This is a genomic window from Culturomica massiliensis (assembly GCF_900091655.1).
Taxonomy (GTDB): Bacteria; Bacteroidota; Bacteroidia; order Bacteroidales; family Marinifilaceae; genus Culturomica; species Culturomica massiliensis.
In genome coordinates, this window is record NZ_LT594621.1 from 3,581,175 (window position 1) to 3,605,616 (window position 24,442).

Consider the following 24,442-nt stretch of genomic DNA (forward strand, 5'->3'; position numbering starts at 1 on the left):
TTAATTTCAAAACGTTTACGGAAACCAAACAATCCCGGTTAGTATAAGGAAAAGTTGCTTTCAGAATCGTAATATAAATTTTTCATAACGACCATCAAAGTTCCCATAATGGTGGAATGAGAATTTAAGTCACTCAATTTTATTTCACATTGATTTTTTAAGCGGGTAAGTGTATATTTGTTGAGAATTTGCTGTATAGGAGCGATGATAAGGTCGCCGGAATCGGCAATTTCACCTCCGATAACCAATACCTGCGGATTAAATAAATGGATTAATGTGGAAATACCTTCCCCGATTTTTTCACCGGCTTTTTGTAAAAGATCGATTGCAAAAATATCATCTTGTTTCGCCGCTTTTATGATTATACTTAACGTAATTTCATTATCTCCTGCCAGGGTTTGGACAGAGGTTTTTACTCCTTTTTTAATTGCTTCATTGGCACTTTTTACAATAGCCCGCCCTGAAGCGACGGTTTCCAGACAACCGGCTTTACCGCAATAGCACTGTCCGTTAAGCCCGGAAATCCGGATATGTCCGAATTCTCCGGCCATACCTTTATAACCGGTATAGGGCTGTGAGTTGAGAATCATTCCCAAACCGATACATTCGTTTACGCTGATACATAAAGCATCCGGAATGCCTTTGGCAACACCAAATGTGTGCTCTGCCAATGCCATTGTCTTAGAGTCATTGTCGATAAATACCGGCATACCTAACATTTTTTCAAGCACTTTCTTTATGTTCGTATCTTCGTAAACAAAGTAAGTGAAAGCATTTCCATCACTATCAATAAGTCCGGGAATAGCGAATCCTGCTACCTTTATCTTGTTGTAAGGAATATTTAATTCGCTTAAAGTTAAATATATCTTGTCTTTGATATATTGAAGATTTTCTTCATTTGTTCTACCTTCTTCCAAAATAGAATGGTATACTTTGATTTCTCCGATAATTTCTTTGCGTAAATTAAAGATCGCTATTTTCAAATGTTCCCGTCCTACATCGACTCCCATAATGTATGCCGCATCCGGATTTAAGGAAAATATATGGGGTCTTTTTCCTCCGATAGACATGCCTTGCCCCCTGTCTGTGACCCAGCCTTCCTCGATTAACTCTTCGATAATCCTACTGATTGTAGGAGTGGTCATATTCGTTAATCTGCATATTTCAGGTTTAGATAATTCGCCCATTTTATAAAGGAAACCAATGATATCCTTTTTTTGTTGGTATCTTTTTTCTTTTAAACCTGGTAACGAGTTTTTGTTAGTTAGTTGCATTTCTGTTTATTTTCCAAATTTCCATTACAAAAGTAAAAAAACTTAATAAAAAAATTATTAAAGAGGATAAATATTTTACAATCGTTTTAAAATTTATTGCTACATGTTCTTTGTTGTCTGATAGATAGAGGGTTGTATGGAATGTAAAAAACCGTCTGATAAAGTCAGACGGTTTCTTTTATTACAGGATATCTATTCGTTTAAAAGCTCCATCCGGCAGAGAGACAGAACGTTCCCTTCACCGGCGAATCACTGCCTGCCAGCCAGTAAGCAAAGTTCACTTCTGCTCCGCGGTACATCAGACCGCAACCCAGAGTGGCGTAACTGGGCCCTGTCTTCTTATCGTCCCCGATGTGATAACCCCCGCGCACCGCTATCAGATCGTTGTAAAGGTATTCGGCCCCAAGACCAACATTCACGCCGCTGTAATCGGAAGGCATCAGACGGTAAGCCAGCTCCGCATGACCCGTCAGACGGTGCCGGTCAGAAAAGGTATGCCAGTAAGCCCCGCCCGCTTTCAGGCTGGCCGGAAGCTCATAGCTGTCGTAACCGTAATCGATCTTTGAACCCAGGTTCGTTACGGAAAGGCCCGCATTCCACGACGGCGCATGATACATCGCACCCAGATCCGCTGCAAAGGCAGAACCCTTCTTCGCTCCGGAGAAGTCCCCCAGATCCGAACTGATGTAATGAAGCACGGCCGAAACAGACCAACGGTCACAAAGCCGGTAAGCATAACCCAGGTCTATCGAAAATTCTTTCGGGGTAAAGCTCCCCGAAGTATTGCCCTCACCGTCCGTTACGACGATATCGCCGTGCGTAAAATAACGGAACCCGGCCAAAAGACCGCTTTTGTTCCCCAGACGGTAATATCCCGAAAGGGTATGCAGATTACTGCCGTCTGTCAGCTCCCGCTGCCACGGCAGATACGAATAAGCCACAGCCCCCTTCGAATCCCCGAAAACCGTAGCCGAAGGATTGAGATACAAAGAAAAAGCATTGCTTCCGAGAGCTACACCACCGTCTCCCATACCCGCAGAACGGACATCGGGATTGATATTCAGAAATGAGGCGCTCTGGCCCTGTGCCCCAAAGAAAGAGCACAAAAGCAGGGCCAATAATATATTTGTTCTTTTCATCATTACAGTTTCACTATGTTATTCTTGTATTCTTTACCGTTGTATTTCACTACCACCACATAACTGCCCCCCGGTAATCTGCTCAGATCCACCTGTGCCGGACCGAACGGAGAGATCGTCTCTGCCGATTCCCATACCTGTGTCCCTCCTGTATTGTAAAGGGTAACGCCGATCTTCCCCTGTACCTCTTTGCCCATGCGGATATTCATCCTGTCCTTTACCGGATTGGGATAAAGGTCGACAGGCACGCGGTTGTCCCTCGACATCACTACAAATTCGCGGCTGCATGTCTTTCCGAAATAATCGCCGGCAGTAACCGTGACTGTGGCCATCCCGTTTTTGAGGGAAGTAATGGTCAGCTGCCCGTTCTCTACGTCCGTTCTTATAAGTCCGGTGACGGAACTGGTGATATCGTAACTGAGGGCTTCCCCGTCTGCATCCGTAAAGTAGTCCTCCAGGGGGATAACCTGCTTTTCCCCGTTGCGCTCAAAGTACATGTTTTCCCAGGATGCCTGGGTGATAACGGGGGCGTTGTTTTTCTCTATGGCGAACGGGATGCCGACAACCGTTGCAGCTCCGGCTTCATCCGTGACGGTCAGTACGGCCGTACCGCTGTATGCTTCCCCTGCCGAAACTTCCGGGGCTTTGATGGTAACGACAACCGCATTGCCTTCCAGGGCAGCCGAAACGCCTTTCATATCGTTCAGGGTGAATGTATACCCCTGTCCTTCCGGCTCTGTCACGTCGAAGTATTCCTTCCTTGTCTGATAGGCTTTAAGCAGGATGTCCCCTGAATTCCTGCGCGTTACAACCGGGGGTTGGTTGCTCAGAGTTTCACCGCTTTCGAAGGCGGCAGACGAACGGTTTCCGAACATGTCGACGCCAACGACCGCGATATAGTAAACGGTTTTTGGGGTCAGATTGCTGAGCGTGGCAGCCACGCCTTCTCCGGCAGCCTTGTTTCCGACATCCACCCTCCCGGTTACGTCAAGGGTACTGAGGTCCGTGTTCCCGAACGGCTGTGTGCTCAGGTAAATGTCATAGTGGTCAGCCGTCCCGTTGTCCTGGTCGGCCGTAACACTCCAGGCAAGCTCTGCAGAATTTGATTTCCAGACAACCTGCAGGTCATTCACCGGTTCGGGAGCAATCCCAGCATCGGTCTGTACGGCGCGGGCGGCATCAATGTAGCCGACGCCGAGCTTTCCGGCGAACTCCGGATTGTGGGCATCAATATCCCTTGCCGTATTGAGGATGCGCTTGCGCAGGTCCTCCGGGGTAAAGCCGGGATGTCCCACGCCGTATTCGGAAACGATCAGCGCCGCAACCCCGGAGACATGGGGACAGGCCATGGAGGTGCCCTGCATGTATCCGTAGTTGTTGTCGGGCAGGGTGCTCAGGATGGCACAGTTGTCGTTGTATTTGCCGCCGTAGCGGAAACTTCCTCCGGGAGCGGTTATATCAACCCAGTCTGCATAATTGGAATAATAGGCCTTTTTGAAATCCGGAGCCATGGAGGCTACTGAAAGGACTTTATCATACTGGGCGGGATATTCGAGGTAGTCCCGGTTGCTGTTGCCGGCAGAGAAGATCACGATACCGCCCTTCATGGGGCCGGTCTGTATACCTGTTTCATCTATTCCCGCATAAGTGATAAAATAATCGATGGCTTCTTTGGTAGCCCTGGGGAAGGTCGGGGTAACCCCTTCGTCAAATGTATAGGACCAGCTGTTCTGGCTGATGACGGCCCCGTTGTTGGCTCCGTAAACAATGGCAGAGGGAATTTGCTGGGTGCCGTCGTCCTTGTTTGGGTCCTGTGCATTGGGGGCGAAAATCTGGCAGCTCATGACACGTACTCCGTCGTTGTTCCCGCTTCCTCCTGCAACGCCGCACACGCCGATGCCGTTGTTATTGACGGCGGCAATCGTTCCCGCAACGTGGGTACCGTGTGCGTGAGCCACGATGTTCGGGCTGTCGTGTACGAAGTTCCATCCGTATACATCCCCGTCATAGCCGTTGTTATCGTTGTCGTCCAGGCCTTCCTGCTCGTCTTCGTTTCTCCATACGTTGTCCCGGAGGTCTTCGTGGTTGATATCGATTCCCCCGTCAACGACGGCGACGATCACTTCGCGGGAACCGGCGGTGACGTCCCAGGCCCTTTGCAGGTTGATGTCAGCCCCCTCTACGGAGTACTGGATGCTTCCGTTGTTGTTGTAATGCCATTGTTTTGACAGAAGGGGGTCGTTGAAGGTACCCGTGGCAGCCGGTTTTGCAAGCGCTGCGGCATCAGCGGGGACAATGCGGTCGCCGCCTGTGCGGACGGCCCGGCGGACAGGTTCTATGATGTCGATGCCCGCTACGGATGAAAGACCGGCGGCGGCCCTTGTCAGGGGAACATCCTGATTGAAGCGGATGTCATACCACAGGTCGAGTCCGGCGGCGTGCTGCCGGGCTTCGAACTTTCCGGCTGGCGGGAATACCCTCTTGATCTGTGAGGCCCCGAGTTCGGCGGCGATGCGGTCGATTTCGGAAATCCCCATCTGTGCCGTCCCGGCGGCAGAAGAAAGGCGTACTTTTTCAGAACTTCCGGATTGCAGTTTTATCCGGATGACACCGGGAAGGAAGTTTGTCCGGCTTTCCCGGGTCCACCCGGGTTGCTCCTTGCTTTTATCCTCGTTTCCGAGTTTATCATCCTGACAGCCCAGAAAAAGAAGGCCGAGCAGGAGAAAGAATAGTTTATGGTTCATTGTATGGGGTAGATTAAATTAGCTATAAATATATGCTTTTATTTTATTTCATCATAATAAGTAAAGACTTTTATCAGGTCTTCCGGTTTCATTTTCAGCTTATTGTCTTTGAAATACTTTCCGATAAGATTCGCTTTGTCGCCGAAAACGGATAAGAATTCTTTTTTAGAGCGGGGCAATACCGATGCTTCCTGCTCATCCAGTTGATAATACAAAACTTCTTGTGCTGGATTTTTGATAGAAAAGAGACAAAGAGGGTGCCCTGTGAATGAGACACCCTCTTTAAAATTAAGTAGAACGGATTATTCTTGTTTTACAATATTTGATTTGTATCTTCCGAAATAACCTCCGCCACTCCATGTATATGCGGTCCATCCAGCAATAGAAATACCACGGAAAGTACATTGTCCGATAATATCCTTATCCTTAACAGTTTGTCCGTCAAAATAATCCATTGTAATGTCTCCGTACGAACTGTGTACGTATATCACCTGATCAGGATCAATAATAATCTGTCCTTCTTCTAAATCAACGGTCGCATTTATAGTCTTACCTCCAGCCCATACATTGTAAATTGTAATTTTGTTATCTGAAACTTTTGTTATTTCGACCAGATAAGTATCATCATCAGTTGTTTCTCCTGTTGAATAATCATAATCGGTCCAAACCCAAACTCCTTCCAGCCAATCCATGGTAATTTCAAAGAATCTGCTTAAATTTACAGTGGTTGTGGTAATTGTCGTACCGGCTTGAATCAGCGCTTCATCAGCATTCAGCTTGAGGGTTAATTTTACACCTTCGGGAGTCAGGTTGTCATAATATCCTTTTATTTTTATGACTCCTACAAATTCTCCGGCAGGAATGGTAACGTTCTTATTGATAAAATCATAATCCTGGCCTTCTACTGCTGTCGTATTGGCAGCATCGACAGTTACGCTGAAAGTGCGATCTGTATTACTTTTTTTGGCGACTCCTATTTTTATTTCAGTAATTCCGTCTTCGTTTTCCCGGATTATTTTGTTCTCCGTTTTATTCAAGAATGTAACGAAATCATTTCCTTTATATACGCCTGCTTCATGATCGTCACACCCCCATAAGCCAATACTTAAAAGAAAAATTAATAATATATATAACTTTTTCATAATGTGATTATTTTAAAGAAAATATTAATATTTATTCTGCTCCATATTCTTATTGGCATCCATTTCACTTTGTGGAATAGGCAATAAGAAATAAGGACTGTTAGCAGATAGATGCAGAAGAGAAGGTGCGACTCCACCACCGTTTGCCTCATCGCCTCTTTCATCCCGTACAATGTCCAGGCCCTTTCTTTTCAGTTCAAAGAAGCGGTCTCCTTCAAATGACAATTCCAGTCGTCTTTCTAAAGCTATTGCATTTTTCAGAGCTGTTCCCGTCTCGTTCGGGCTGGTGAAATTTACATAACGGTTACTTCTCAGATAGTTTAAGGTTTTTAATGCATTGGGATCGTCATTCAATTCTGTCAGGGCTTCTGCCAGAGTAAGATACATTTCTGAAGTGCGAATGGCTGTAATATCGACATTTCCGGCAGCTTCTCCGGGACGGCCGTTCCATTTCCAGACAGCAACGTAATTTTTACCCCCTGACGATACTCCGGTTAATGTCGTGATACGTACATCCGTGTTTTTTACCAGATCGACAAATGCTGCCGATGCGACATACTCTGCTTTATACGAAGTTTTGCTCTCGCCCTGTCCCCAGTTATTTCCCGGTATGACATCATCCGTGCTCAATACCGGATATCTCAAAAGTATTTCTGAAACATTGGTCATGGGAGAAGTCCATAATTTCTGGAACTGTTCGATGGTTGCAATATCCGATCCGTCTCCGGCGATAGCGGCTGCAGCATTATTGGCGGCCTCCTGATATTTTCCCATTGTTAAATATACTTTTGCCATAATCGCACAAAGTGATTTACGGTTAAGCCGGGTATTGTCTTTTTGATTGTACTCAGCCGTCATTAAAGTTTTGGCTTTTTCCAGATCTTTAACAATGTGATTGTCATACACATCCTTTACCGTATTACGGGAAGGTAAGGTCACATCAGCCAGGGTCTTGTAAGGAACTCCCAGGTCTGTTTCGGAAGCTGCCTTGTAGTCTTTTCCATACAGACGTACCAGTTGAAAGTGTAAAAAGGCACGCATGGCCAAGGCCTCGGCCAATATATTCTTGGCTTGTGCTTCATCTGCCGTCCCGGTGAACTTATTCGTTTCTCCTTCCAGGGTGTTGATGATTTTATTGGTTGCCATGATTCCATTATAGGCACCGCTCCACATGGCAGAGACACCGAAGGTAGTGGAATTGAAATTGAAGTTGAAAAACTCGTTGAACGATAAACGTCCAGCATAACAAAGCGTGAGATTGTCAGACATAATATCCGGCAGCAGAATATAATAGCTTCCCATTACATCCCGCATGCTTGCATACGGGTCTTTCATAAGCATATCATAGTCACTGATTGTTTCCAGTGAGTTTTTATCATCTGTAGCATCATGCGGGGTTACATCCAGAAAACCACTGCAGGAAGTAAATGTAAGCAATACACTTAATCCTACTGATTTTAGAATTGTATTTATTGTTTTCATATTTCTTGTCATTTCAAATTTAACATATTAGAAGCCTATTTCCAGTCCGAACATAATTGTACGAGATGCCGGGAATTGGAAGTCCGCATTACTGCTTGCAGGGCCAGTACCGCTGGTAACATTTCCGACTTCCGGATCGATTCCTGTAAAACCGGTCCAGGTCACTAAATTCAAGCCTTGTGCATACACTCTTAACTTAGACAGTTTAACTTTGTCGAGTAAATGTTTCGGGAAACTGTAACCTAGGCTTACGTTACGCAAACGGAGATAAGAAGCATCTTCCAAATAGCGTGTACTCATAACCTGGGAATTTCCTTTGTCCTGTCTCGGAATATTTGTTATATCGCCCGGCTTCATCCATTGATCATACAATAACCGTTTATCCTGATTGGAGTTTGCATTGGCTCCGTCACTCAAATTGAAGAAAGCAACATGGTTGTAGATGTAATTACCGTGTGAAAAATAAAAATCTGCCGAGAAGTCTAAACCTTTATAGCTGATATTTGTTCCGAAAGAACCGTAGAAATCCGGATACGGAGATTTTCCATCCAGTATAACAGCATCATCTTCTGAATATTTATTGGTTAATTGACCGTCTTTGGTATAATACAAGGCATCTCCGTTAACAGGGTTAACACCGGCCCAGCGTACCATTTTATAGACATTCAATTCTTTTCCTTCACTGATAACATTGTTCCAGCCGTTTTTGATGTCATTTCCTTTGTACAGTTTCAACACTTCATTTTTGTTGTGAGAAACCATTGCATAAAGATTGACAAAAAAGTCGGAAGATCTGTATACATCCCCACTTACAGAAACCTCTATACCCCGGTTTCTCATTTCTCCGATATTTTCTTTCCGGCTGGCAAATCCTGAGGTCAGTGAAAGATTGGCTGCCAATAACATATCTATTGTTTTTCTGTTATACCAGTCGAAAACAACCGTCAGTCTTTCATTGAAAAATTTACTATCAAATCCGACTGATGCCTGGAAATTCTTTTCCCATGTCAGTTGGTTATTGGGCAAACGTGACGGGTAAATTGTAGATGTTCCGTTATAAGAGCCCGTACTGAATAGTCCGAGTGCATCGTAATCCCCGATATTGTTGTTTCCGGAGGTTCCGACACTTCCGCGTAATTTGAACTGGTTCAGCCAGCCGGAATTTTCTGCAAAACTTTCATTGTGAATATTCCAGCCTGCACCGGCAGACCAGAAAGTACCGTACTGATTGTCTTTACCGAAACGTGAAGAACCGTCGCTTCGAACAGAAGCATCTACGAAATAGCGGGAATCAAAGTCATAAGCTGCCAGGGCAAAGAATGATAAAAGTCTCCAGTCCGATACATTGCCGGTGACTTTCAAAGGTTTTGCTGCTTTGTCCAAAGCATCTATTCTGCCGGAAGAGAATCCCTCTCCTTGAGCACCAAAGCCTTTCCATTGACTCTTTTGTGCTTCCGTACCGACAGTTGCGCTCAGATTGTGGACATCATTAAATGTTTTGGCATATTTTAACATATTAGTCCAAATGAAAGTAGCCCGATGTGCATAACTATCGGCTCTGAATCCCGGACTTTGAAGAACCTGCGATAATTTTGATTCCGGTTTGTTATATTGGTAGTCCAATACTTGTGAATAATCTACACCGGCTGTCGATACGAACCGCAAATCATCTATAATGTTGTATTCCAGTGTAAAAGATCCGATCCCTTTTATCAGATTCGAATAACTCGGGTTCATCGCGATGTTTTCGAAAATATTCAGGCCGTAATCCCATGTCGGGTCAGATGCCCAGCTACCGTCTTCATTGAATGGTTTTGTATACGGGTTGACACTGTATACATAGTTGAACGGATTCAATACATTCCGGTCGCTACGTAAATTACCCTCTTTGGAAGTACCTACAGAAGCTGTCATTCCGAATTTTAATTTTCTGCTGATTTTATGATCCAGATTTACCCGGAATGTATATCTCTTCAGGTAAGAGCCCGGAGCAATAGCTTCCTGGTCAAAATATTGTCCCGACAGATAAAATTTAGTGGATTCCGAACCGCCTGAAGCACTCAATTCATACAATTGGGTTTTACCTGTTCTGAAAACTTCCTTCATCCAGTCCGTATTGATTGGATAGTTATTGATCTCTTCATCCGTCATGGGTTTGCCTGTCGTGGGGCTGCTTGCTCCATAGCCTACACCTAATTGACGCTCGTAAGTCAATTTTTCTTTGGTGTTCATCATTTGATTTTTATCCCGGGTACGGGTAGAGAATCCCCATTGGCCTTTTACATTGAATATCGTTTTTCCCATCCGTCCTCTTTTAGTCGTAATCATGATAACACCGTTTGCTCCGCGTGATCCGTAAATAGAAGTTGCCGATGCGTCCTTTAATACAGATACACTTTCAATGTCACCGGGATTCAATGCATTGAAATCTGCCGAAGCAACGGGCACATTATCGATTACATATAAAGGAGAGGAACTGGCATTAATAGAGGAGATACCCCTCATTTTCACAATAGCACCTGCCCCGGGACGACCGCTGGAAGCAACAACCTGCATACCTGTTGCCTTACCCTGAAGAATCTGGTCGAAACTGGCAGTTGGTACTTCTTTGATTTTATTACCGTCTACGACCCCGACTGCACCGGTAACTGTACCTTTTTTTTGTGCTCCATACCCCATCACAACAACTTCATCCAAAGCTTCGGTTGCCGGAACCATTTCTACATTGATTACATTTTTACCTGCAACCGCAATTTCCTGATCCTTCATACCCACGAAAGTGAAAATCAAAATATCATTCTCATTCACTTTAATTGAGTATTTACCGTCAACGTTAGTTGCAGTTCCAACGGCCCGATTGTTTTTAATAATTACAGATACACCGGGTAGCGGTGACTTGTCGCTTTTGTCAATAACCGTACCGGTTATCTCCCGCGTCTGTGCAAAACATATCTGCATTCCGACGAAAGTCAGGAAAACAAATAGTCCGATTAATTTTCTCATACATTTTAATTTTAAGTTAGACATATTTAGGCTGTTTTTGATTTTATCGTTAATTTTTGTTTTCACCTTCTTAAATTCAGGTTAAAATCATTCCCTGTTTGTCATTTCCAAGGAAAATGCACATGCTTAGTAAGCATGTGACACCATATTAAATTTTTGTTGTTCAGCACTTTAACCCTAATTGCTAAATTGTGTTTCCTATAAAAATTGAGTTTTTAAGAATACCTTAACTCAATAAAAATACAATAATGCAAATATATGTAAAATATTATAAGTTGCAACATCAAGCCCTATTATTTTTATTATGTAAGTAATTTTGTAATTGTTCTCTCAAAACCCATCTCTAAATTTTAGAAAATCTTTCATATTCTGGGATAGAATGTCCTATTGAAATCCTATTATACTTTAATCAAAATATCTATTTAATACATTATATCCGCTTTTCCAATCTAATATGAAAATCAGTGTGCACAACTATTCGTTTAATAGATAAACATCTTCTTAAAATTCAATTCCCATAATTTCCTCAACTATCTTCATTATTTCCCATCTCACGCTTACTAAGCAGGTTTACACTTAGAATAAAGACTTATAAAACATTATTTTAAGAGCAATTTAATAGAATGAGACAAGATTTAACAATAATACAAACAGCCTAAATATGTCTAACTTAAAATTAAAATGTATGAGAAAATTAATCGGACTATTTGTTTTCCTGACTTTTGTCGGAATGCAGATATGTTTTGCTCAAACGCGTGAGATAACCGGTACGGTTATCAATAAAAGTGACCGAATGCCGTTGCCGGGTGTTACCGTCATGGTCAAAGGTGAACCGGGTAATGGGACTGCAACGGACATCAATGGTAAATTTGCATTAAAAATAAAAGAAAATGCCATTTTGGTAATAAGTTTTATTGGTATGCAAACCCAAGAAGTCAGTGTTGCCGGCAAAACAAATCTAACCATTGAATTAACGCCATCTGCAGAGACTCTGGATGAAGTAATGGTTGTTGCTTATGGTACGGCTAAAAATTCAAGTTTTACCGGTTCTGCTAAAGTGGTAAGTAGTGAAAAACTGGCAAAAATCCAGACCTCCAGCATTACAAAGGCATTGGAGGGGGCATCTCCTGGAGTACAGGTTGTAAGTGCTTCCGGACAACCGGGTGAGAATGCAACGATTCGTATCCGTGGTGTCGGCTCCATTAATGCTTCCAATACGCCACTATATGTAGTTGATGGTGTTCCTTTTTCTGGTTATTTAAACTCAATCAATCCTGCGGATATTGAAAGTATGACTATTTTAAAAGATGCTGCAGCTAACTCTCTTTATGGTTCTCGTGCCGCAAATGGTGTAATTGTAATTACGACTAAAAAAGGAAAAGCAGGGAAACCTATTGTCTCTTTGGATATGAAATGGGGAATTAACAGTCGGGGAATTCCATCATACGATATGATTAAGAATCCTGGAAAATATTATGAAGCAGCATGGACGGCTCTTCGTAATAATTTACAATACAATGGGGAATTGTCTGCTGCAGAGGCTGATGCAGAAGCAACCCGTACATTGGTAAATGAACTGGGAGGATATAATAATTATAATGTACCCGACGACCAGTTGGTCATAAATGGGAAATTGAATCCTGCAGCTAAATTATTATATCATGACGATTGGGCTGATGAAGCTTTTTCAAATAAATTACGTCAGGAATACCAATTTTCATATCAAGGAGGTAGTGATAAAACAAAATATTACATGTCATTGGGCTTTCTGGATGATAAAGGTTATGTTGAAAATTCAGGATTCAGAAGATATACAGCTCGTGTAAATCTGGACCAGGAATTAACGTCATGGTTTAAAGCTGGTGCAAATTTAGCGTATGCCAATACATTGCAGAATTTTCCTAACTCCGGTACAAGTGCATATGCAAATCAATTTATGTTTTCACAAGGTATTGCTCCTATTTATCCTGTATATTTATATGATCGTGAAGGGAATAGACAATACGATAAAGACGGAAATGTAATATATGATTACGGAACAGCATCAGAGTTCGGTTACTCTCGTAAATATGCATCCAATTCTAATCCGATAGCAACTCAGATATTAGATATCCATGATTATAAAACAGATGCTTTTGACGGGAACACATATATGGAAGTATCTTTCTTAAAAGACTTCAAATTCCGGGCTAATTTTGCCTACAACAATTCAAACCGGAAAGACATCGATTATCAAAATGCTTTATATGGCGATGCTAAAAATGTAGGAGGACGTGCATATCATTATCAGTACAAGAGAGATGTTATGACTTTTAACCAGATTTTATCATGGAATCGGGATTTTGGAAGACACAACATCAGTGCTTTAGCCGGCCATGAAGCTTATAAAGAAGATTACTATTATCTAGAAGTATCGAAAGAAAATTTTTACTATCCAGGTAATCCGGAATTGGCAAATGCTGCAAAAATTACCGGAGCAACATCTTACAAGAATTCAAGAAGAATCGAGTCCTATTTCGCAAAGGCCGATTATAGTTTTGATAACCGTTATTATGCTTCTTTGTCTTTCCGGCGAGATGCTTCATCACGTTTCCATAAAGACAACAGATGGGGTAATTTCTGGGCAATAGGCGCTTCTTGGAGAGTTTCTCAGGAAAATTTCATGCAAAATGTAAGTTGGATACAAAATCTGAAATTGAAAGCCAGTTATGGAACCAATGGGGTTGAGAACATATTGGATCCAGCTGGATACGAACAATGGTATGCTTGGCAAGATCAGTATGGGATCACTTCTGACGGAACGAACCTTGGTCTGAATCCTTCTTATTATAAAGGCAACCGGAGTCTGACCTGGGAAAAGTCTAAAAACTTCAATGTCGGTATTGAAACAGACCTTTTTGACTGGTTTTCATTAGATGCAGAATATTTTATCCGTAAATCAGACGATTTACTTTTTAATCGGCCGCTTCCCCCATCTTCCGGCTTTACTTCCTATCCAGACAATATTGGTTCTATGAAAAATCAGGGAGTAGAATTTGACTTGACTTTTAATATTTTCAAACAAACCGAATTTAAATGGTCTGTCAATTTGAATTTAACACACTATACGAATGAGATTACCAAATTACCGCCTGAATTTAAAGAATCGGGTATTATATCCGGTAACAAGAAATATATGGAAGGACATTCCATTTATGATTTCTATTTAGAAAGATATTTAGGCGTTGATCCGGCAAACGGTAAAGCGATGTATTATACCAATAATGCAGAAGTTGCAAACGGAACTTTGGCAAATGGTAAGATGTTCACTTATATCAATTCCAATGCGACACAAGAATACACCGGAGATTCTGCAATTCCGGATGTATACGGTGCTTTCACCAGTAATTGGGCATATAAAGGATTCGATCTTTCCTTTATGATGAATTATCAGATTGGAGGTAAACTGTACGATAGTAATTATGCTGCTTATATGGGGAATGATTTAGGTAGCGGATTCCATAAGGATGTTTTAAAAGCATGGACTCCAACCAATGTTAATACCAATGTTCCAATTCATCAACAAAATTACCAGGATGCTACAGGACGGTCGGATAGGTTTTTGACAGATGCCTCTTTCCTGGCCATAAAGAATATTATGCTGGGATATACATTCCCGAAACATATATGCAACAAATTACATATTGAAAACCTTAGAATTTATGCTGTGGCAGATAATGTGGCATTATTCTCAAAACGTCAGGGGATGGATCCCAGACAGTATATCTCCGGTGCGACAGGTTATAATTTTGCCCCAATCAGAACAGTATCGTTTGGTATTAATATGAAATTCTAAAAGTAAACATTATGAAGAAGACATTTATAAACTATTTAATTGTTCCTGTGATCTTAGTCATGTCGGGAGCTTGTAGTTCTGATTTTTTGGATACAAAACCTACAGGATCCTTATCCCAGGATCAGCAGGATGAGGTTGCCATAGAAGACCCTATCAAAGCGTTTTCTCCCATCATATCCGGATTGTATAATTCAATGGTAGGTTATTATAGTCAGCATGATGAATTCGGACATCCCACTGTATTTTTAGCTACAGATTTAATGGCCAATGACATGGTTCAACTTGCAAATCATTGGTTCTACAGTTATTATCAAAATGATAATCGGATGGCCAATTACCGTTCTTCAAGTCATTATTGGACGAAACTGTATTATCCATTGATTTATAATTGTAACCTTGTATTGAAATCTTATCCACGTGAAGGATATGATAATTTGTCAAATGATGCAAAAATTTTAGCGGGTCAGGCACTAGCAATTCGTGCTAATAGTTACTATTATTTGGTACGTCTATTTGCTAAAAACTATAAAGGAAATGAAGATGGGCCGGGTGTCCCGATTTGGTTAGCAGAGACAGATGCGGCAGATCATCAACCAAGAGCTAAAATCAGTGCTGTATATACACGAATTGTCCAAGATCTGGAAGACGCGATTAAATTGCTGGAAGGCCAACCTCGCGAAAGCATCAATAATGTGGATTATTATACTGCATGTGCAATTTTAGCGGATGTATCATTGACAATAAATAATTGGGGAGATGCTGTAAAATATGCACAGGAAGCTCGTAAAGGATCTGCGACTTTATCTACAATAGATACTTATATGAGTCAATTTAAAGGTAATCTCAATGCCAGTGAATGGATATGGGGTATGGATATAAATGGTGAAAATACCAATTTATATGCTTCTTTATACTCTCACCTTGATAATACAATTGACGGATATTGTGGTATTGGAGTATACAAAGCCTGGGATGCACGTCTTTATGAACAAATCCCTCAAACCGATGTAAGACGCCAATGTGCGCTGCCAAACAATCAATACATTAGTATGAAATATCAGACTCCCGGAGATTTTACAGGCGATATTTGCTACATTAGAATTGCTGAGATGTATCTGATTGAAGCCGAAGCCCAGGCGCGTGCTGGAAATGACGGTCTTGCTCAAAATGTTTTATACGAATTAGTGAAAAATCGTGATCCGCAAGCAACAAAATCAACAAAAACAGGTAATGATTTAATTGAAGAGATTTTATTTCAAAAACGTATTGAAATGTGGGGAGAAGGTCGTTCTTGGTTTGATTTGAAACGTATCGGAGGAAGCATTGAGAGAAAAAATACAATTAATGGTGTTGCGACCAACCATCGTGTAGATGCGCAGTTGCAATTTGGACCAAATGACAATCGCTGGGTATTCCAGATTCCTAAAAAAGAAATTGAAGCCAATCAAAATATTAATGAAGAGGATCAGAATCCGGCATAATAAAATCTAGATTTTAATATTTTTCTAGATCAGTTTAATTGCCATTATCGTGCAAATGGAGTTCTGCTTTCATTTGCACGATTTTGTTATTTCATACAATGCTAAAATTTCAATCCATGAAAAAAATATTCATATTTTTCCTGACTTTATGTCCTTGTATCGGATATACGCAACCTCCGGTTGGTGCTGAATTTATAGACAGCAATCCATTTAATATAATAGACCGAGAAATCAGTGTTGATTATTCTTCCCTTAATAATTTGTTCGATGCTTTCAGAAATAATCAGAATATTGAAGCCAACCAAATTTTTTCCCTTTTTCAAAATAGATTTGAAGGTAGCCCTTTCTTATTACAAGAATGGAAAAATTCTTCTGTAATCTTAAAAAGCGGAGAAAAAATAAATTATGATCTATTATACAATGTGTTTAAAAATGAGTTTTGGATAAAAAAGGAAGAAGGAATAAAATTATTATTATTTACAGAAGATGTCGATCATGTTGAATTTGATAATAAAAAATTTGTCAGAAAAACATATCCTTTGGGAAAAGACATAAAAGAGGGATTGTTACAGATAATAACGAACGATAAATATCCATTATTCAAATTATATACGTGTATTTTTTTACGAGAAGAAGCTGAATCTACCGGCTATGAGTCAAAAAAAAGAGATAAATTTCAAATTCGAGAGCAACTTTATTATCAAGATAAAAAAGGACACTTATATTCGATTTCTACAAAAAAAGATGATTTCTTTAAAATATTCGGAGATAAATCCTCTATTGTAGGAGCGTACTGTAAGATCAATAAATTAAAATACAGAAAGGAGGAGGACATAATTAAACTGTTTCACTATTATTCAACACTATAATATATTTCGTCATTAAAAAAGGAACGGTTTGAAATCGTTCCTTTTTTTATACCTATGATTATCATACTGTACTGTATAATATATAAAATTATGTAACCATCTTCGTCATATCCGATAATGCCTTTTTCTCTCCTTCTCATACCTACCCCATTCTTTCGCTTCCCTTGACATACCACGCTTACTAAGCAGGTTTACACTTAGAATAAAGACTTATAAAACATTATTTTAAGTGTAATTTAATAGAATGAGACAAGATTTAACAATAATACAAACAGCCTAAATATGTCTAACTTAAAATTAAAATGTATGAGAAAATTAATCGGACTATTTGTTTTCCTAATGTTTTTGGGAATACAATTTAGTATGGCTCAGGAAAAGCAAGTGACCGGTAAGGTTACGGATGCCACAGATGGTCTGCCGCTTCCTGGAGTTACAATTATGGTAAAAGGTTCTTCTATCGGGACAGCTACCGATATAGAAGGAAATTATTCATTAAAAGTTCCTCAGAATGCAGTATTGGTATTTTCATTTGTAGGAATGAAGGATCAGGAGATTGCAGTTACAGGCAAGAATGTTATTAATGTTAAAATGGTTTCGAAAACAGAAGCTTTGGATGAAGTTATGGTGGTTGCTTATGGAACAGCAAAAAAAGAATCATTTACAGGTTCTGCCGCAGTTGTGGATAATAAAAAATTATCAAAGCGAACGGTAGCCAATATTTCTAAAGCTATTGATGGTCAGACAACAGGTGTCGTAGCTACTTCTGGAGGAGGACAACCGGGAGACGGCGCTTCAATCCGTATACGTGGATATGGTTCCATCAATGCATCCAGTAATCCTTTGTATGTAGTTGATGGAATTCCTTATGACGGAACACTTAGTGCTATCAACCCGAATGATATTGAATCTATGACGATTTTAAAAGATGCTTCCGCTGGAGCGTTGTATGGAGCTCGTGGAGCTAATGGTGTCGTAATCATTAATACCAAAAAAGGAAAAGCTGAAAAGACGAATGTCAATCTGAAAGCCTCCTGGGGATGGTCATCCAGAGGAATTAAAAACTACAATCTTGTAAACCAAAAAGAATTTGTACAGTTAACCTATGAAGCTCTTCGAAATGATTATATTTTTAACAGTAATTATGACTGGGAAACGGCCAAGGTATTGGCAATGAATAGTTTGTCATCCACATTAGGAGGAGAGAGTTATAACCCTTTTAAAAATTATACTTGGGAAACAATTATTGATCCCAGTACAGAGCAAATTCAGGATGATGCCAAAGCAGCTTGGGATGAAAGTTGGATGGATCGGATTAACCGGAAAAATGCTTTACGACAGGAATACCAGTTTTCTATTTCCGGAGGTACAGAAAAAACACAGACATTGTTTTCATTGGGTTATTTAAATGAAGATGGTGTTTTGGAAACGACAAAGTTTGAACGTTACAATGCACGTTTAAATTTGGATAATCAACCCAAGTTTTGGCTAAAAGCCGGTTTAAATATAGCATTTTCACATTCTAAGCAAAATTATTCTATGTATACCGGAAGTTCAAATTCCAATGTTTGGTATACAGCCCAATTTATGGCTCCAATCTATCCTGTATATATGAAAGACAGTAAAGGAAATGATCTTTTAGATGAAAATGGTAAAAAACAATTGGACTACGGAAAAAACCGTCCAAAACTAAGTAATTTTAATTCGATCGCTACATTGGAGGATGATAAATCGGATTTAAAAAACGATAACTTAAGTGCAAGAACATATCTTACTTTGGGATCAGATGACGAGAAAGCTGGAATACTAAAAGGATTAAAATTTACAATGAATTTCGGAGTAGATTATTTGAACCAAAATCAAATGAATTATTACAATATGTATCATGGAAATTTTTCTTCCAGTAAAGGCTTGTTATCTAAATATAATACCCGTACCCAAAGTTATACATTTAATCAATTGCTTACTTATAATCGTTCTTTTGCTGATCATAGTTTTGACGTGATGCTCGGACATGAATATTATGATTATAGATACAATTATTTGTATGGGAGTAAAACCGGATTAGTTGATGGAATTTTTGAATTGGCTCCCGCAACTACAGTTAATGGAACTAGTTCTTATCAGCAAGACTACAGGATTGAATCATGGTTAGCTCGTTTGAATTACAATTATAAAGAAAAATATTATTTATCAGGAAGTTTCCGTACAGATGGTTCTTCTAGATTCCATCAGGATAATCGTTGGGGTAATTTTTGGTCAGTTGGAGCTAATTGGAGAGTTTCTCAAGAAGACTTTTTACACAACACAGATTGGTTAGATAATTTAGCCTTAAAAGTAAGTTATGGCGTACAAGGGAATGATGACTTACTTGATTCTCAGGGATATTCCATCTATTATGCTTGGCAAAGTTTTTATGATTTAACGTGGCCAAATGCAAATAATGCAGGAGGAGCTATTTCTTCATTGGAAAACAAGGATATTACCTGGGAAAAAAATAAAAACCTAAATATTGGTTTAGATTCCCGCTTTTTTAATGGACGTCTTGAATTTGCGATGGAATATTATAACAAAAAAACTACTGATATGTTATTATCATTTCCGATGGCTCTTTCTACAGGATTTGGTGGATATTCTGCCAATGTAGGAGAAATGGTAAATCAGGGATTCGAATTTACACTAGGGGGAACAATTATTGACAAGACTGATTTCAGATGGAAGACAACTTTAATGGTATCTACTGTAAAAAATGAAGTAAAAAAATTAACGGATAGTTCGGACGAAATGATTAATGGAATATACAGCATTAAAGTGGGTAAAGCAATAAACACATTCTATATAGCTAAATCGGCAGGAGTAGACCCTGCTACAGGAGCACAACTTTACTGGGCTTATGAAGCTATGGATGCGAATGGTCATGCCAGCGGTGAATACATTACTAGTGATTATTCTGTAGCGGCCAATTGTAAATATTATTTAGGAAATCGCATTCCTGATCTTTTCGGTAGTATTAATATGGAATTCAATTTTTTGAAAAATTTTGATGTATCTGTATTGTCAACCTATTCTGTGGGAGGAAAAGTGTATGATGGCTTGTATCAGGGAAGTATGAATATTCAGTATGCCGGTGATACGTGGAACAAGCATTCTATGAGACGCTGGAGCAAACCAGGAGACATAACAGATGTCCCACGTGTTGGTCTTAACCCGAAAAACACACCAACTGACCGATTTTTGGTGGATGCATCTTATTTTGCCATAAAAAATATCACTGTCGGTTATACATTACCAAACCGGATTCTCAATAGAGCTGGTATTGAATCCTTAAGAGTTTTTTGTACTTTGGATAACCTTGCTTTATTTACTCATTTAGATGGTATGGACCCACAATACAATTTTTCAGGAGGAACAGATTACAAATATGCTCCGAATAAAACAATTTCTGTTGGTGTAGATATAAATTTTTAAATAAAGAATTATATGAAAAAATATTTTATATATATACTTGCTGCCATAATCTTATCTAATTTTATGCTAGCTTGTAGTGATGAAAGTTTGAACACACTTCCAACCGATTCTGTCTCCGGCGAAGGGATGTTCAGTAATGCAACTGCTGCTTTAGTTCCGCTCAATGGAATTTATCGTATGATGTATACTCAGGGATGGTCAACAACAGGTAATACACAACAATGCGACGGTTTAACAGCCTGGAACCTAATGGGGGATGTAATGGGGGAAGACATGGTAATGAAAGCTGCTGGAAGTGGATGGTATTGGTATGATTGTATTTACAATGTGAAATCTAATTATACATCCAGCAGATGGCGTTCTTATGACACATGGAACGGCTATTATAAATTAATAGCAAACGCTAATTACATCATTGCTGCTCAAAATACGATGGCAGGCAACACTTCAGATGTTAATTATGTCGTAGGACAGGCGTATGCGATCAGAGCATATGCCTACCACTATCTAGCTATGACATTTGCTCGTACGTATATAGGACATGAGAATGAACCAGGCGTACCCTTGTATACAGAACCTACCTCTGCAGGAACTCCAGGAAAAGCGAGGGCGAGCTTAAGTGAAGTTTATAAACAAGTTCGTGCGGATATAGATACTGCTGTTAATTTACTGGAAAATGCACCTACACAGAAAGATAAAACTCATATTGATTACTATGTTGCCAACGGTATTAAAGCCCGGATTTGCCTGACAACCAATGAATGGTCTGAAGCGGCAAAAGCTGCTCGCATTGCTCGTTCCAATTATACTCCGGGGACAGGGAAAGAACTTACCGGAGGCCTTAATAGTGTCAACTTGGGAAATGTTATGTGGGGAGCCACAATCATTACTGATCAGACGCCAGGTTGGGGACCGTTTTTATTTCACATGGATGCTTTTTCTAAATACAATATAGACGGTACTCAGGTTTATGCTTTTAAGGCCCCTAAATGCATAAATGTAAACTTATACAAGAAAATGGGAGAAAATGATGTACGTAGAGCCTGGTGGGAGCCTAATAATAATACTATAAAAGACGACGCTGGCAATGTTCTTTCAAATTACATTCAAGTAAAATTTAGATTTTCAGATCCTATTACAGATTTGGGTGACAAAATATGGATGCGTATGGAAGAAATGTATTTGACAGAAGCGGAAGCTGAATGCAGGATGAATAATGACGCTAAAGCTCAATCAATACTTCGGGAATTTATGTCGTATCGAGATCCTAATTATCAGACATCCAAGACTGGTAAAACTTTAGGGGCACTAACTTCTGACGAAACCGGCTCTTTACTTGAAGAAATTTTGATACAACGCCGTATCGAATTGTGGGGTGAATATGGACGTATTTATGATATTAAGCGTTTGAAACAAGGATTTACTCGGACACAAGACATGGGATGGCCTATCCCAGCCTTGTTGAATGGTACAAATACTCAAAATCCCGAAACATATGCTTGGGTGTTAACTATCCCACAGGCTGAATTTGACGGAAATGTAAATATGGATGCATCAAAAGATCAAAATCCAGTAGGAGATGGTATTTAATAACTACATAATTCATGAGAATAATGAAAAAAATAATATATGGTAGTTTTATCGGTATATTTATTTGCCTGCTTACGGCCTGTGATACCGATAATAAAGGGACTGTTTATAGTCCTGTAACCGAAGAGGTCGGTTTTTTAACCAAAAACGTGAAACGGGAACTAACTGCTGATCAGAACAGTTTCGAAATACTTGTAACCCGTTCGGGTAAGAAAGGAGAATTAACAATGCCTTTTACAGTGACAGATCCTAGTGGTTTACTGGTTATTTCAGAAACAGTGACATTCAAGGACGGAGAAGCTTCTGCTAAAATTCAAATTTCAAATATACAGAAATTACAGATCGGACCGGAATATACTGTGACTTTAGCTTTAGAGGCAGAAAATATTACTGTAGGAGGGTTTAAAGAAACCAATATTGTATTGAATCGGACCTATACTTTCGAGTCAATCGGTATTGGGAAATTTACGAGTGAATTCTTCGGAGAAAGCTGGAATCAGGAAGTACAAAAAGCTAAAGAAGCAAATGTGTACAAATTACCTGACTGTTATGTTGAAGGTTATAGTATTATATTCAATTTAGATGATGCCGGTAATGTAGTTGAATTCAAAACCCAACAGACCGGTTACGAACATGCGGATTATGGTATGGTTTCTGCTACATTAGCCTCTTGGAAACGTGAAGGTAAAATGATTACTTTCGGCTTGGAATTTACCGTAAGCATTGGTACTTTTGGAGTTATGAATGAGATTTTGGAGATGCCAAATTAAGACTTAGATTAACACTTAAAAGATAGTCTATTCCGATCGTTTTTACAACCAGAGGGAGCTCAAAAAGTAAAAATCCTCCCCATGTAGAATCGGATATTTGACTTCAGTCTCCGATAAGAGATACAAATAAATTGAGGGTACCAAATATTTTTTGGATACCCTCAATTTTCTATTATGCAGAATTAAATTTCACCTACTGGCAAGTAGTGATTCCCCGGTGAAGGGAACGTTCTGTCTCTCTGCCGGATGGAGCTTTTAAACAAACAATCATAATGTGACTGGAAGTCGGTTCAGAAATGGACCGGCTTTTTTATTTCTTTATACTTCCTTTCAAAACGAATTCTTTTTTACCCTATTTTTTCGCTGCAAAACAGATGAGATGTTTTTTAATATTATGTAACCATCTTCGCCGTATCCGATAGTACCTTTTTCTCTCCTTCTCATACCTACCCCATTCTTTCGCTTCCCTTGACATACCACGCTTACTAAGCGAGTGCGTAATTCAAAAAAGGAGAAAAATATTTCGACTTTAACTTGGCTGAATTCAACTTGCAAATGCAACAGAATTCTGATTAATAATTTGTTTAAATTTTTCGTTTGGCGTGAGGTATCCAAGTCTTTTACGAGGTCGATTATTGAGTTTATTTTCAATCCACTTAATCTGTTTGTTGGTTACTTCACTAAAGTCCTTACCCTTTGGGATATACTGCCTGATAAGCCCGTTGGTGTTTTCATTGGCACCACGTTCCCATGAGTGGTATGGTTTGCAAAAATAGAATTTTATTTCCAATTTTTGCGCAATTTCCTCGTGCTTTGCAAACTCCTTTCCATTGTCAGCCGTAATTGTGTGTATTAAGTTTTTCACTTTCCGCAGTGCCCATACTGCAATCTTAGCTACCGGGATGGCTTCTTTTCCCGACAACTTGCGTATCCAGACCCTGCTTGTTGCTCTGTCGTTAATGGTAAGAATGGCACCTTTGTGGTTCTTACCAATAATTGTATCTATCTCTAAATCACCAAATCTCTCCTTCAGTTCCACTATCTCGGGACGCTCATCAATATCCACCCTGCCTGGGATAAATCCTCGCCCTGCATTTTTAGAACCACGTTTGGCATACCTGCGACCTTGTCTGCGAAGATATTTGTGCAGTTTGCCACCCCGCCGCTTATCCTCCCAAATCCAGCGATATATCGTTTCGTGAGATACCATCGCAATTCCCTCCAAGCGGCTCCTGCCGACAATCTGCTCCGGGCTGAATCCTTTCTTCAACAGCTTTATTATCCGTTTTCTCATTGCCGGTGTAAGCACTTCCTTGCGATGTTTTTGCTGCTTGCGCCTGTCTGCTTTTCGCTGGGCAAGCTCCATGCTATAGCTACCACTTCGGGCGTCGCAATTGCGCTTTATCTCCCTGTAAACAGTGCTTTTATCTACTCCGATAGCTTCCGCTATTGCTTTTTTGCTCATCGGTATTTGCAACATCATAGAAATTGCATACCTTTGTTCCTCGGTTATATGTTTGCTCATCTGCAACTTTTTTTTCTTTGGACGGACAATTAAAGCAAAGATAGCAAACTTTATCCATTCAGAGTGAGAGAAAGGGGGACATTGTCTCTCTTTCCTCTCTGAAAAATAAATGTTTTTATTGCT

The 24,442-nt window shown here is 40.0% G+C and carries 14 protein-coding genes; 6 read left to right on the forward strand and 8 right to left on the reverse strand.

Annotated elements, in window-relative coordinates; translation table 11 throughout:
- Positions 1-38: 38 nt before the first annotated feature.
- The 7 genes from BN8908_RS15985 to BN8908_RS16010 all read right to left on the reverse strand — a co-directional run bounded on the left by BN8908_RS15985 (position 39) and on the right by BN8908_RS16010 (position 10,784).
- Positions 39-1,274 carry an ROK family transcriptional regulator gene (locus tag BN8908_RS15985; RefSeq protein WP_021988004.1) on the reverse strand — a complete coding sequence of 412 codons (1,236 nt, stop codon included), beginning with the start codon at positions 1,272-1,274 and terminating at the stop codon, positions 39-41.
- A 200-nt stretch (positions 1,275-1,474) separates the two neighbouring features.
- Positions 1,475-2,413 (reverse strand): PorV/PorQ family protein, encoded by a 939-nt coding sequence (locus BN8908_RS15990; RefSeq protein WP_161945887.1) that lies wholly within the window; start codon positions 2,411-2,413, stop codon positions 1,475-1,477.
- Positions 2,414-2,415: 2 nt separating this feature from the next.
- Positions 2,416-5,157 (reverse strand): S8 family serine peptidase, encoded by a 2,742-nt coding sequence (locus tag BN8908_RS15995; RefSeq protein WP_068691608.1) that lies wholly within the window; start codon positions 5,155-5,157, stop codon positions 2,416-2,418.
- Between the two features lie 38 nt (positions 5,158-5,195).
- Positions 5,196-5,372 (reverse strand): hypothetical protein, encoded by a 177-nt coding sequence (locus tag BN8908_RS18635; RefSeq protein WP_154670141.1) that lies wholly within the window; start codon positions 5,370-5,372, stop codon positions 5,196-5,198.
- Between the two features lie 87 nt (positions 5,373-5,459).
- Positions 5,460-6,299 carry a DUF4843 domain-containing protein gene (locus tag BN8908_RS16000; RefSeq protein WP_068691610.1) on the reverse strand — a complete coding sequence of 280 codons (840 nt, stop codon included), beginning with the start codon at positions 6,297-6,299 and terminating at the stop codon, positions 5,460-5,462.
- A gap of 24 nt (positions 6,300-6,323) precedes the next feature.
- Positions 6,324-7,781, reverse strand: coding sequence for a RagB/SusD family nutrient uptake outer membrane protein (locus tag BN8908_RS16005; RefSeq protein ID WP_235837450.1), 1,458 nt, complete (start codon positions 7,779-7,781; stop codon positions 6,324-6,326).
- A 27-nt stretch (positions 7,782-7,808) separates the two neighbouring features.
- Positions 7,809-10,784 carry a SusC/RagA family TonB-linked outer membrane protein gene (locus tag BN8908_RS16010; protein ID WP_068691614.1) on the reverse strand — a complete coding sequence of 992 codons (2,976 nt, stop codon included), beginning with the start codon at positions 10,782-10,784 and terminating at the stop codon, positions 7,809-7,811.
- A gap of 685 nt (positions 10,785-11,469) precedes the next feature.
- Here BN8908_RS16010 and BN8908_RS16015 point away from each other — a divergent pair.
- The 6 genes from BN8908_RS16015 (at position 11,470) to BN8908_RS16040 (ending at position 22,794) form a co-directional block, all read left to right on the forward strand.
- Positions 11,470-14,619 (forward strand): SusC/RagA family TonB-linked outer membrane protein, encoded by a 3,150-nt coding sequence (locus BN8908_RS16015; protein WP_068691616.1) that lies wholly within the window; start codon positions 11,470-11,472, stop codon positions 14,617-14,619.
- 11 nt (positions 14,620-14,630) lie between these two features.
- Positions 14,631-16,100 carry a RagB/SusD family nutrient uptake outer membrane protein gene (locus tag BN8908_RS16020; RefSeq protein WP_021987215.1) on the forward strand — a complete coding sequence of 490 codons (1,470 nt, stop codon included), beginning with the start codon at positions 14,631-14,633 and terminating at the stop codon, positions 16,098-16,100.
- A gap of 116 nt (positions 16,101-16,216) precedes the next feature.
- Positions 16,217-16,969: a hypothetical protein gene (locus BN8908_RS16025; RefSeq protein WP_021987216.1), complete on the forward strand. Its 753-nt coding sequence runs from the start codon at positions 16,217-16,219 to the stop codon at positions 16,967-16,969.
- A gap of 306 nt (positions 16,970-17,275) precedes the next feature.
- Positions 17,276-20,434: a SusC/RagA family TonB-linked outer membrane protein gene (locus tag BN8908_RS16030; RefSeq protein ID WP_082989290.1), complete on the forward strand. Its 3,159-nt coding sequence runs from the start codon at positions 17,276-17,278 to the stop codon at positions 20,432-20,434.
- Between the two features lie 12 nt (positions 20,435-20,446).
- Positions 20,447-22,024 (forward strand): RagB/SusD family nutrient uptake outer membrane protein, encoded by a 1,578-nt coding sequence (locus tag BN8908_RS16035; protein ID WP_068691619.1) that lies wholly within the window; start codon positions 20,447-20,449, stop codon positions 22,022-22,024.
- 23 nt (positions 22,025-22,047) lie between these two features.
- Positions 22,048-22,794, forward strand: coding sequence for a hypothetical protein (locus tag BN8908_RS16040; RefSeq protein ID WP_068691621.1), 747 nt, complete (start codon positions 22,048-22,050; stop codon positions 22,792-22,794).
- 544 nt (positions 22,795-23,338) lie between these two features.
- Here BN8908_RS16040 and BN8908_RS16045 read toward each other — a convergent pair.
- On the reverse strand, positions 23,339-24,319 hold the full coding sequence (locus BN8908_RS16045) for an IS30-like element IS4351 family transposase (protein WP_005794072.1): 981 nt from the start codon (positions 24,317-24,319) through the stop codon (positions 23,339-23,341).
- Between the last annotated feature and the right edge of the window lie 123 nt (positions 24,320-24,442).

Bases quoted from the DNA above. Each gene is read 5' to 3' on its own strand.
- BN8908_RS15985 (WP_021988004.1), bottom strand. From the start codon at position 1,274: ATGCAACTAACTAACAAAAACTCGTTACCAGGTTTAAAAGAAAAAAGA.
- BN8908_RS16020 (WP_021987215.1), top strand. From the start codon at position 14,631: ATGAAGAAGACATTTATAAACTATTTAATTGTTCCTGTGATCTTAGTC.
- BN8908_RS16040 (WP_068691621.1), top strand. From the start codon at position 22,048: ATGAAAAAAATAATATATGGTAGTTTTATCGGTATATTTATTTGCCTG.
- BN8908_RS16015 (WP_068691616.1), top strand. From the start codon at position 11,470: ATGAGAAAATTAATCGGACTATTTGTTTTCCTGACTTTTGTCGGAATG.
- BN8908_RS16005 (WP_235837450.1), bottom strand. From the start codon at position 7,781: ATGAAAACAATAAATACAATTCTAAAATCAGTAGGATTAAGTGTATTG.
- BN8908_RS15990 (WP_161945887.1), bottom strand. From the start codon at position 2,413: ATGAAAAGAACAAATATATTATTGGCCCTGCTTTTGTGCTCTTTCTTT.
- BN8908_RS16025 (WP_021987216.1), top strand. From the start codon at position 16,217: ATGAAAAAAATATTCATATTTTTCCTGACTTTATGTCCTTGTATCGGA.
- BN8908_RS16035 (WP_068691619.1), top strand. From the start codon at position 20,447: ATGAAAAAATATTTTATATATATACTTGCTGCCATAATCTTATCTAAT.
- BN8908_RS16000 (WP_068691610.1), bottom strand. From the start codon at position 6,299: ATGAAAAAGTTATATATATTATTAATTTTTCTTTTAAGTATTGGCTTA.
- BN8908_RS16010 (WP_068691614.1), bottom strand. From the start codon at position 10,784: ATGAGAAAATTAATCGGACTATTTGTTTTCCTGACTTTCGTCGGAATG.
- BN8908_RS16045 (WP_005794072.1), bottom strand. From the start codon at position 24,319: ATGAGCAAACATATAACCGAGGAACAAAGGTATGCAATTTCTATGATG.
- BN8908_RS15995 (WP_068691608.1), bottom strand. From the start codon at position 5,157: ATGAACCATAAACTATTCTTTCTCCTGCTCGGCCTTCTTTTTCTGGGC.
- BN8908_RS16030 (WP_082989290.1), top strand. From the start codon at position 17,276: ATGAGAAAATTAATCGGACTATTTGTTTTCCTAATGTTTTTGGGAATA.